This window comes from Fredinandcohnia onubensis (assembly GCF_002734215.1).
Lineage (GTDB): Bacteria > Bacillota > Bacilli > Bacillales > Bacillaceae_L > Ferdinandcohnia > Ferdinandcohnia onubensis.
This window is the reverse complement of the sequence record NZ_NSEB01000008.1, coordinates 24,055-35,079: the sequence shown is the minus strand read 5'-3', so window position 1 is coordinate 35,079 and position 11,025 is coordinate 24,055. Positions and strand designations below refer to the sequence as shown.

12 protein-coding genes and 1 riboswitch are annotated in these 11,025 nt (G+C 40.0%); of the genes, 11 read left to right on the top strand and 1 reads right to left on the bottom strand.

Annotation, left to right across the window (positions count from 1 at the left end; genetic code table 11):
• Nucleotides 1–808 precede the first annotated feature (808 nt).
• A complete protein-coding gene (locus tag CKK03_RS11080) occupies nt 809–1,114 on the top strand; it encodes a DUF3784 domain-containing protein (RefSeq protein WP_099362652.1) in 306 nt (101 codons plus the stop codon).
• Nucleotides 1,115–1,151: 37 nt separating this feature from the next.
• Here the strand turns inward: CKK03_RS11080 and CKK03_RS11075 are convergent, their stop codons facing one another.
• A complete protein-coding gene (locus tag CKK03_RS11075; RefSeq protein WP_099362651.1) occupies nt 1,152–1,586 on the bottom strand; it encodes an Hsp20/alpha crystallin family protein in 435 nt (144 codons plus the stop codon).
• A 186-nt stretch (nt 1,587–1,772) separates the two neighbouring features.
• On the opposite strand from CKK03_RS11075, the gene CKK03_RS11070 reads away from it, so the two are divergent.
• From CKK03_RS11070 to purF, 10 genes are all read left to right on the top strand, one after another.
• Nucleotides 1,773–2,315, top strand: a complete 543-nt coding sequence (locus tag CKK03_RS11070; protein ID WP_099362650.1) for a DUF2179 domain-containing protein — start codon at nt 1,773–1,775, stop codon at nt 2,313–2,315.
• The gene (locus tag CKK03_RS11065) at nt 2,312–2,509 is read left to right on the top strand and encodes an NETI motif-containing protein (protein ID WP_099362649.1); all 198 of its coding nucleotides are present in this window, start codon (nt 2,312–2,314) and stop codon (nt 2,507–2,509) included. Before CKK03_RS11070 ends, CKK03_RS11065 begins: the two co-directional genes overlap by 4 nt.
• A 74-nt stretch (nt 2,510–2,583) precedes the next feature.
• A riboswitch (purine riboswitch) is annotated at nt 2,584–2,685 on the top strand.
• Between the two features lie 99 nt (nt 2,686–2,784).
• Entirely contained in the window at nt 2,785–3,273 is a 489-nt protein-coding gene (gene purE / locus CKK03_RS11060; RefSeq protein WP_099362648.1) for a 5-(carboxyamino)imidazole ribonucleotide mutase, read from the top strand.
• Nucleotides 3,260–4,405 carry a 5-(carboxyamino)imidazole ribonucleotide synthase gene (purK, locus tag CKK03_RS11055; RefSeq protein WP_142354017.1) on the top strand — a complete coding sequence of 382 codons (1,146 nt, stop codon included), beginning with the start codon at nt 3,260–3,262 and terminating at the stop codon, nt 4,403–4,405. Before purE ends, purK begins: the two co-directional genes overlap by 14 nt.
• A gap of 12 nt (nt 4,406–4,417) precedes the next feature.
• Nucleotides 4,418–5,710: an adenylosuccinate lyase gene (gene purB / locus CKK03_RS11050; protein ID WP_099362647.1), complete on the top strand. Its 1,293-nt coding sequence runs from the start codon at nt 4,418–4,420 to the stop codon at nt 5,708–5,710.
• A 45-nt stretch (nt 5,711–5,755) separates the two neighbouring features.
• Nucleotides 5,756–6,487: a phosphoribosylaminoimidazolesuccinocarboxamide synthase gene (purC, locus tag CKK03_RS11045; RefSeq protein WP_099362646.1), complete on the top strand. Its 732-nt coding sequence runs from the start codon at nt 5,756–5,758 to the stop codon at nt 6,485–6,487.
• Nucleotides 6,475–6,729: a phosphoribosylformylglycinamidine synthase subunit PurS gene (purS, locus tag CKK03_RS11040; protein WP_099362645.1), complete on the top strand. Its 255-nt coding sequence runs from the start codon at nt 6,475–6,477 to the stop codon at nt 6,727–6,729. Before purC ends, purS begins: the two co-directional genes overlap by 13 nt.
• Entirely contained in the window at nt 6,726–7,415 is a 690-nt protein-coding gene (gene purQ, locus CKK03_RS11035) for a phosphoribosylformylglycinamidine synthase subunit PurQ (protein WP_099362644.1), read from the top strand. The genes purS and purQ overlap by 4 nt, the downstream gene beginning before the upstream one ends.
• On the top strand, nt 7,399–9,627 hold the full coding sequence (purL, locus tag CKK03_RS11030; RefSeq protein ID WP_099362643.1) for a phosphoribosylformylglycinamidine synthase subunit PurL: 2,229 nt from the start codon (nt 7,399–7,401) through the stop codon (nt 9,625–9,627). Before purQ ends, purL begins: the two co-directional genes overlap by 17 nt.
• A complete protein-coding gene (gene purF / locus CKK03_RS11025; RefSeq protein ID WP_099362642.1) occupies nt 9,603–11,021 on the top strand; it encodes an amidophosphoribosyltransferase in 1,419 nt (472 codons plus the stop codon). Before purL ends, purF begins: the two co-directional genes overlap by 25 nt.
• Nucleotides 11,022–11,025: the final 4 nt, after the last annotated feature.

Here is an 11,025-nt window from a genome sequence, read left to right as displayed (position 1 = left end):
GTAGGACGTCGCTAGGCAACTAAGAGATCAGCCGTTATGGTTGGTCTTTTTTTGTGTTTGGAAAGAGTAATTTGAAATCATGGTGGGTTTTCTTCGATAAAGGAATGTAATTGTGAGTATTGTGATCGCTTTATGATGAAATTAGAAAAAAACGAAAAATAATAAGTACCTAATCGGTATATCATCATTTCGAAAAACGATAAAGGCTATAACACAAATGGCTTAATCGGTATATCGCCATATTGAGAAACGATAAGTGCTATACCGCAAACGGCTTAATCGGTATATCCTCATATCGAAAAACGATAAGTGCTATACCGCAAAAGGCTTAATCGGTATATCCCCGTATCGAAAAACGATAAGTGCTATACCGCAAACAGCTAAAATGGTATATCCCCATATCGAGAAACGATAAAGGCTATATCGCAAACAGCTTAATCGGTATGACACCAACTCGAGAAACGATAAACACTATATCGCAAACAGCTTAATCGGTATAACACCAACTCGAGAAACGATAAACCCTATACCGTAAACAGCATAAACGGTATATCGCCATATCGAGAAACGATAAAGGCTATACCGCAAATGGCTTAATCGGTATATTGTCGTATCGAAAAACGATAAGTGTTATACCGCAACCCCCCGCAAACCCCACAAATAGCGTATACCCCAACTAAAAAAGCAAGCTGCACATACTCCAAACACCCGAACCATATATTAACCTAATGCTACCATTCCTGAAACCTCCTACCCCATAAATCCGTATATACCGTTATACATAACAAATTACAGAGGAGGGCCTCCAATGCTTGCTGGATTCATCACCTGTTTTATTGTCGGGTTTTTATGTATCTTTATGGGTTTATTGGTTTGGAAGAAGAAGATGCTTTCTCTAATTGCCGGATATAATGAAGAAACGTTTAAAGGAGATAGGCAGAAGTTAGCAAAAGCAGTAGGTGTGTTTACGATTATGATCGGTGTTCTTACCATTTTGCTTCCATTTGGCTTAGAATTTATAAGCGAATGGATAGGGCTACTTTATGGGGCCATTACTGTTGTTGGTTCCATTGTCCTACTTATATATGTAAATAAACTAAATTACCCTAAGTAAAAGAATCCCCCACCCAAATCGTGAGGGATTTTCCCTTTTATTTGTCTCGATCTACTACCTCGACTTTTTTACGGGAGTCATCGGGGATTTGTTTGTGAAGGTGGATGAGTAGGAGTCCTCTTTTATAGCTTGCTTTAATCCGGTCTTCTTTTACCGTGTATGGGAGTTGTATTTCTCGTTGAAAGCTACCTTGGAAAATACCTTCTTGAATGATATCAAAGCCTTTAAAGTTCATATTAATTTTTCCTTGTACTTCGAGTGTTTGATGGTTTACATAAATATCGACATCCTCAACTTTTGTTAACCCTGGTAGGCTTAGGACGACGAGTAGCTCATTTTCACCTTGGTAAAGATTTAGTTGAGAATGGGCGTTATCCAAAAATGGGGTAAATTCATTCCAAAATTCATCACCAAAAAAATGGTCCCATTGTTTTCGCCAATTATTCATATTTTTAAATTGGTCCATTTTCATGGGCTGTTGTTCCCTCCTCAAAATTGCATAATTCAACTAAAGTAGTATATGAGAAATCAAATAGGTATGTGCCTAGGGAGATATTTGAAAAAATATGTTTCGGGTAGTATTCTTTAGGGAAGATGTTTAGTAAAATGAATACTTTGGTAAGCTAAGAGAAGGAAAGGTTCCTAAGGGGGAGTAAATTTGTTATCGAATGCGTATGTAATGGTTCTCATTATTTTAGTGATTAATATTGTGTATGTGTCCTTTTTTACGATTCGGATGATCTTGACGCTGAAGGGGCAGCGGTATTTAGCTGCGTTAATTAGTACGGTTGAGGTTGTTATTTATGTCGTAGGACTTGGTTTGGTACTAGATAATTTAAATCAAATTCAAAATTTAGTGGCATATGCGGTTGGTTACGGAATTGGTGTCATTGTAGGGATGAAAATTGAAGAAAAGCTTGCGCTCGGATATATTACGGTAAATGTAATCACAAAGGAATATGAGATGGATTTGCCGAAAAAATTACGCGATGAGGGTTACGGTGTTACGACATGGCAAACCCAAGGTAGAGAGGGAGACAGATTGTCGATGACGATTTTAACTCCACGCAAATATGAGATGAAATTATATAAAACCATTACTGATATGGATCCGAAGGCGTTTGTGATTACCTATGAACCAAAGTCCATTCACGGCGGATTCTGGGTGAAGGCTGTTAAGAGAGGAAAACTTGAAACATGAGTAAACCAAAAAAGCAAAAATTTGAAGTGAAAGAAAATGAAACGATTGATCAATGCCTCGACCGAATGAAGGCAGAAGGGTATTTTCCTGTTAGAAGAATGGAGGAACCTGTATTTCAGGAGGTAACGCGTAATGGAGAGATTAGCGTCGAACCTTGTGGGAGAAAGATTGTTTTTGAAGGAAAGTTGCAGTAAAACACGAACATTAAAAATGAAATTTTCGTAAAACGTTCGATATTAATTGACAATTGAATCACAATGTTGATAAGATTAGGTTAGAAAAAATACCTCATATAATCTTGGGAATATGGCCCATAAGTTTCTACCCGATAACCGTAAATTATTGGACTATGAGGGAAAAGTATAATTTTACCTATTCTTGATATAGAATGCCCAGGTAGGATTGCTTTCCCTTTTTTGGAAATCAGTCTTTTTCCTGGGCATTTTTTATGACAATTTAGGAGGATCTTATGAATCCAGTAGTTGGTGTAATTATGGGAAGTACTTCAGATTGGGAAACGATGAAAGAAGCGTGCAATGTTTTAGAGGATATTGGAATTCCTTATGAAAAAAAGGTAGTTTCTGCTCACCGTACTCCAGACCTTATGTTTGAATATGCGCAAAACGCAAAGGGTCGAGGCATTAAGGTTATTATTGCCGGAGCTGGTGGTGCTGCGCATTTACCTGGCATGGTTGCAGCAAAAACAACCTTACCTGTGATCGGGGTTCCAGTTCAATCGCGAGCATTAAATGGACTCGATTCACTATTGTCAATCGTTCAAATGCCTGGTGGAGTACCAGTTGCAACGGTAGCGATTGGTAAAGCAGGTGCTACAAATGCAGGATTACTAGCGGCTTCGATTCTTGGGACATCTAATCCAGAGTGGGATCAGAAGCTTGTTGATATAAGAGAAAATAAAAAAATTCAAGTACTAGAAAGTAGTGATGAACTTGAATAAGCGAATTTTACCGGGCCAGACGATTGGTATTATTGGTGGGGGACAGCTTGGACGAATGATGGCCATTTCAGCTAAGGAAATGGGATTTTTTGTGGCCGTTCTGGACCCAACGCCAAATTCCCCGTGTGGGCAGGTAGCTGATATTGAAATTACGGCCAATTATGATGACCTAGAGGCTATCAAGGAATTGGCTAGCGTTAGTGATGTAATTACGTATGAATTTGAAAATATAGATTATGAGGCTCTTACGTGGCTTGAAGAAAAGGCAAACCTACCACAAGGTAGCCACCTTTTAAAAATTACACAAGATCGTGGTACTGAAAAGAGTGCAATTCAGAAGATCGGCTTGCAAGTTGCACCGTTTCAACTTGTGGAAAATCAAGAGCAATTAACTGAGGCAGTTGAGCTAATTGGATTTCCTTCCGTGTTAAAAACTTGCCGTGGAGGCTATGACGGAAAAGGTCAATTTGTTTTAAAACAGAAGGAAGATATATCATTAGCAGGAAAACTTCTGGCTGCTGGGCGATGCATCTTGGAGGCATGGGTTCCATTTCAGAAAGAAGTGTCTGTCATTGTTACACGAAATATAGCAGGTGAGGTAAAAGCTTTTCCAGTAGCGGAAAACATTCATGTTGAGAATATCCTACACCAATCAATTGTTCCGGCTAGAATTTCTGAAATAAGAGAAACTAAGGCAAAAGAAATGGCAATGAAGCTTGCTTCCGAATTTCAATTAGTAGGAACATTAGCGGTTGAAATGTTTGTGACTGAGGATGGTGAAATCTATATCAATGAATTGGCACCACGTCCGCATAACTCTGGTCACTATTCAATTGATGCATGTGAAACTTCACAATTCGAGCAGCATGTACGTTCAGTCTGTAATTGGCCGCTTGGAGAAACAACTCTATTACGTCCTGTTGTGATGACAAACATTCTTGGTGAGCATGTACAGCCATTACTTGAGAAAGTGTCCCAATTATCAGGTGTGAAAGTTCATTTATATGGCAAAGCAGAAGCAAAAGTGAAGAGAAAGATGGGGCATGTTACCGTCTTAGGACAAACAGTGGAAGAGGCTTTAAAAAAGTCAGATTCCTTGCAAATTTGGAATGATTCACATATTCACATTTAAGGAGGATTTTACATGATTGAACGTTATACTCGTGAGGAAATGGGGTCTATTTGGACGGAGGAGAATCGCTTCCGTGCTTGGCTCGAAGTGGAAATTTTAGCTTGTGAGGCTTGGGCAGAGCTGGGTGATATTCCAAAAGAAGATGTTGCCCTTATCCGTAAAAATGCATCCTTTGATGTGAATCGAATTAAAGAAATCGAAGAGGAAACAAGACATGACGTTGTGGCGTTTACACGTGCCGTATCTGAAACATTAGGTGAAGAAAGAAAATGGGTTCATTATGGATTAACGTCTACCGATGTTGTGGATACAGCCCTATCTTATCAATTAAAACAAGCCAATGACATTTTACAAAAAGACATAGAACGCTTTATCAATATTTTAGCGGAAAAAGCGAAGGAACATAAACACACCGTTATGATGGGGCGTACGCATGGAGTTCATGCCGAACCAACAACATTTGGTTTAAAGCTTGCCTTATGGCATGAAGAAATGAAACGTAATCTTGAACGCTTCAAGAATGCTGCGGAAGGTGTTCAGTTTGGGAAGATTTCAGGAGCGGTTGGAACTTATGCCAATATCGATCCGTTTGTTGAGCAGTATGTGTGTGAAAAGCTTGGCATTACAGCTGCACCGATTTCGACTCAGACATTACAGCGTGACCGTCATGCGGCATATATGTCCGCAATGGCACTTATCGCAACTTCAATAGAGAAATTTGCGGTTGAAGTTCGTGGTTTACAAAAGAGTGAAACAAGAGAAGTAGAAGAATTTTTTGCGAAAGGTCAAAAAGGTTCATCTGCAATGCCACATAAACGAAACCCAATTGGATCTGAGAATATGACAGGATTGGCTCGTGTGATTCGCGGATATATGATGACAGCCTATGAAAATGTGCCACTTTGGCATGAACGTGATATTTCACATTCGTCTGCAGAGCGCATCATTTTACCGGACGCTACGATTGCGTTGAATTATATGCTTAATCGCTTTGGAAATATTGTAAAGAACCTAACTGTGTTCCCAGAGAACATGAAACGCAACATGGATCGTACACTTGGATTGATTTACTCGCAACGTGTGCTATTAGCGTTAATTGATTCAGGTTTAACAAGAGAAGAGGCTTACGATACGGTACAGCCTAAGGCGATGGAAGCGTGGGAAAAACAAGTTCCGTTCCGCGACTTAATTGAAGCTGAAGAAAAAATCACAAACCGTTTATCCCCAGCACAAATTGATGATTGCTTCGATTATAACTATCACCTTAAGCATGTAGACATGATTTTTGAACGCTTAGGTTTATAAGAATATGTAGAGTCGCTTAATCTGAATCTTTTAGGGGGAGTCAAGATGGACGTAAAAAAGCTTCGTTTATTGTATGAAGGAAAGGCTAAGAAACTCTATCAAACAGCTGAAGACTCCATCGTCTTAGTGGAGTACAAGGATGATGCCACAGCGTTTAATGGGGAAAAGAAAGCACAAATCGTTGGCAAGGGTCGATTGAATAACGAGATTACAAGCCTCATTTTTTCAAAGCTTCATACTGCAGGAATCAGAACACATTTTATCGGCAAGCTTTCAGAAAATGAACAACTCGTAAAGCATGTAACGATTATACCGCTGGAGGTTGTTGTTCGAAATGTGGTTGCTGGCGGTTTTTCAAAGCGAGTTGGAATTGAAGAAGGAACGGATTTAGTAAAACCGATTGTTGAATTTTACTATAAAAATGATGACTTAGGTGATCCACTCGTGAACGAGGACCACATTGAAGTGCTAAGTCTTGCAACGAAAAATCAAGTGCTAGAACTTAAAGAACAAGCACTAAAAATCAATGATGTATTACGTACTTTCTTTTTAGACCTTCAAATCAGATTAATAGATTTTAAACTTGAATTTGGTGTAACGAAAGACGGTGAGGTTTTATTAGCTGATGAGATTTCACCTGATACCTGCCGCTTCTGGGATATTGAAACAAATGAAAAATTAGATAAGGACGTATTCCGTAGAGACCTCGGAAATGTAACAGACGCTTATACAGAAATTTTAAATCGACTAGGAGGACAAATTGCATGTACAAAGTAAAGGTTTATGTAACATTACGTGAAAGTGTTTTAGATCCACAAGGAAGTGCTGTGAAAGGTTCCTTGCACCAATTAAATTATAAAGAAGTTTCGGATGTACGTATTGGAAAATATATGGAGTTAATGATTGATGAAACAGTAGCTGACCTTGATAAGACGGTTAAGGAGATTTGTGAAAAGCTTTTAGCAAATACGGTAATTGAGGATTACCGTTATGAGGTTGAGGAGGTTGTCACACAGTGAAATTTGCCGTAATCGTGTTTCCAGGCTCTAACTGCGATGTTGATATGTATCATGCTGTAAAAGATGCGCTTGGTGAAGAAGTGGAGTATGTATCGCATACTGCAACAAACCTAGAAGAGTTCGATGGTATTTTACTTCCTGGAGGCTTCTCATATGGAGATTACTTACGTACAGGAGCACTTGCTCGTTTTTCAAATGTCATGGATGAGGTTGTAAAAGCAGCTGAGGCTGGTAAACCAATACTTGGTGTATGCAATGGCTTCCAAATTTTATTAGAAGCAGGGCTTCTGCCAGGTGCGATGCGCCGTAATGAAAAACTAAAATTCATGTGTCGTCCGGTTGAGCTACGTGTTGAAAACAATACAACAATGTTTACATCTGAATATGAAGCAGGTGAAGTCATCACAGTTCCGATTGCCCACGGAGAAGGGAACTATTATTGTGATGAGCAAACACTTGCTAGATTACAAGAGAATAATCAGGTCGCGTTCACATATAACGGAACAAATCCAAATGGTAGCGTTGCAGATATCGCAGGTATTACAAATGAACGTGGAAATGTTCTAGGGATGATGCCTCATCCAGAAAGAGCGGTTGAGGAGATATTAGGTAGTGCAGATGGAATCAAATTATTTCAATCAATTGTGAAAAATTGGAGGTTGGCAGCACATGTCGTTACTTCTTGAACCAAGTCCGAACGAAATTAAAGAACAAAAGATTTATAGTGAAATGGGTTTAAGTGATTCAGAGTTTGAATTAATCGAAAACATTATCGGTAGACTTCCAAACTATACAGAGACGGGTTTATTCTCAGTTATGTGGTCTGAGCATTGTAGCTATAAAAACTCAAAGCCAGTGTTACGGAAGTTTCCGATAACTGGTGAGCGCGTTCTTCAAGGACCTGGTGAAGGTGCTGGAATCGTTGATATCGGTGATAACCAAGCGGTTGTTTTTAAAATTGAAAGTCATAACCATCCTTCTGCAATTGAGCCATATCAAGGGGCAGCAACGGGTGTTGGTGGAATAATCCGTGACGTGTTTTCCATGGGAGCAAGACCAATTGCTCTATTGAACTCACTCCGTTTCGGAGAGTTAACGTCACCGAGAGTAAAGTATTTATTCGAAGAAGTAGTAGCAGGTATTGCCGGATACGGAAACTGTATCGGAATTCCAACAGTTGGTGGAGAAATTCAATTTGATCCTTCGTATGAAGGTAATCCACTCGTAAACGCAATGTGCGTTGGACTGATCAATCATGAGGATATTCAAAAGGGTCAGGCAAAGGGTGTTGGCAACACCGTCATGTATATTGGGGCTAAAACAGGCCGTGACGGAATTCACGGTGCAACCTTCGCGTCTGAAGAACTTACTGAGGATTCAGATGCAAAGCGCCCTGCCGTACAGGTTGGCGACCCATTTATGGAAAAATTATTGCTTGAAGCCTGCTTAGAACTTGTAAAATCTGATGCACTTGTTGGAATTCAGGACATGGGTGCAGCAGGACTAACAAGTTCATCTGCAGAAATGGCAAGTAAAGCTGGCTCGGGTATTGAAATGAATCTTGACCTAGTCCCACAACGTGAGACAGGTATGACGGGTTATGAAATGATGCTTTCTGAATCACAGGAGCGGATGTTAATCGTTGTTGAAAAAGGAAGAGAGCAAGAAATCCAAGATATCGTGAATAAATATGACCTTGAAGCTGTAGCGATCGGTAAAGTTACAGATGACAAACAACTTCGCTTAGTACACAAGGGTGAAGTAATCGCGGATGTTCCTGTTGATGCATTAGCTGAAGAGGCTCCTGTTTATCATAAGCCTTCTAGTGAACCTGCTTCTTATCGTGAATTTAAAGAGATGAAGGTTGAAGCACCTAAGCTTGAAGATGTAGGTCAAACACTAGTGGATTTACTTGCACAGCCTACAATTGCAAGTAAAGAATGGGTCTATGACCAATATGATTACATGGTTCGTACAAATACAGTTGTTGCTCCTGGTTCGGATGCAGCGGTTGTAAGAATTCGTGACACTCAGAAAGCACTTGCGATGACAACAGACTGTAATTCTAGGTATCTCTATTTAGATCCTGAGGTTGGTGGGCAAATCGCTGTTAGTGAAGCCGCTAGAAATATTGTTTGCTCAGGTGGTGCACCACTCGCAATTACAGATAACCTTAACTTTGGAAATCCAGAGAAGCCAGAAATCTTTTGGCAGATTGAGAAAGCAGCAGACGGAATTAGCGAAGCATGCCGTGTGTTAAATACACCAGTTATTGGTGGAAACGTGTCTCTTTATAATGAAACGAACGGTGAAGCAATATACCCAACACCTGTTATTGGGATGGTTGGTTTGATTGACGATGTTTCTCATATTACAACTCAAGAATTCAAAGAAGCGGGCGACCTTGTATATGTAATTGGTGAAGCGAAAGAAGAATTCGCAGGCAGCGAGCTACAAAAATTAATTCATGGCGAGATTTTTGGTCCGGTTCCTGAACTAGATTTAGAGATTGAAAAAAGAAGACAAAAACAAATTTTAACTGCCATTCGTGCAGGTGTGATCGCTTCTGCACATGATGTGGCAGAGGGTGGCTTTGCGGTTGCATTAGCAGAAAAAGCATTCGGAGCAAAGGGCTTAGGTGTAAAGGTGCAAATTCAAGGAGATGCAGTAACTGAGTTATTTAGTGAAACACAATCTCGTTTTATTATATCTGTGAAAAAGGAAAACAAAGAAAAGTTTGAACAGCTAGTAAGAGCAAATCTGGTCGGAGAAGTAACAGGTGATGCATCATTTATCGTTGAGGATCAAACTGGAAAGGAAGTTATTAATCTTCCAGTCGATGATCTAAGACGCACATGGAAAGGAGCTATCCCATGCTTGCTGAACTCAAAGGCTTAAATGAGGAATGTGGTGTATTCGGTATCTGGGGACATCCAGATGCAGCCAAACTAACTTACTATGGATTACACAGCTTACAGCATCGTGGTCAAGAGGGTGCCGGCATTGTTGTCAGTAATGGCGAAAAGCTTCGAATTGTAAAAGGAGAAGGCCTTGTAAATGAAGTATTTGGCAATGGCCAACTTGAACAACTAGAAGGAAATGCAGCGATTGGGCATGTTCGTTATGCAACAGCTGGGGGCGGGGGCATTCAAAATGTTCAGCCCCTCCTGTTTCATTCTCAAGTAGGTGGGCTAGCGATTGCTCATAACGGAAACCTTGTCAATGCCAATGATTTAAAGCATCAGTTGGAAAACCAAGGAAGTATTTTTCAAACTTCCTCAGATACAGAAGTTCTCGCACACTTAACTAGAAAAAGCGGCTATACAAAAATAAAAGACCGAGTCAAAAATGCCTTAACGATGCTAAAAGGGGCTTATGCATTCTTAATCATGACTGAAAAGAAAATGATTGTTGCCCTTGATCCAAATGGTCTTCGTCCGTTATCACTTGGTAAACTGGGAGACGCTTGGGTAGTAGCTTCTGAGACTTGTGCGTTTGATATTATTGGCGCTAAATTCGAGAGAGATGTTGAGCCAGGAGAATTAATTGTGATTAATGATGAAGGCATTCAATCAGAACGTTTTTCATTAATGGCAAATCGAGCAATGTGCAGCATGGAATATATTTATTTTTCACGTCCGGATAGTAATATTAACGGTGTGAATGTTCATACAGCAAGAAAAAAATTAGGTAAACAGCTTGCTCTTGAAGCACCAATTGATGCCGATATTGTAACAGGTGTACCGGATTCTAGTATTTCAGCAGCCATTGGTTACGCAGAAGAATCAGGAATTCCTTATGAGTTAGGTCTCATTAAGAATCGGTATGTGGGCAGAACCTTTATTCAGCCATCCCAATCATTACGTGAACAAGGGGTGAAAATGAAGCTCTCACCTGTTCGTGGTGTTGTGGAAGGTAAGCGTGTTGTCATGGTGGATGATTCGATTGTTCGTGGAACAACAAGCCGACGAATAGTAAAAATGCTTCGTGATGCAGGTGCGTTAGAAGTGCATGTATGCATCAGTTCACCGCCAATTAAGAATCCATGCTTCTACGGAATTGATACCTCAACACATGAGGAGTTGATTGCTTCTTCGCATTCAGTTGAAGAAATGCGTCAAATCATTGGAGCGGACACATTAACATTTTTAAGTCCTGAGGGGCTTGTAAAAGCAATTGGTAGACCGTTTGAAGGAGAAAATCGCGGACAATGTATGGCTTGTTTTACAGGGAAATATCCAACGGAAATCTTCCCAGATACGGTATTGCCGCATGAAAAAGTATTCAGCTAAAAAA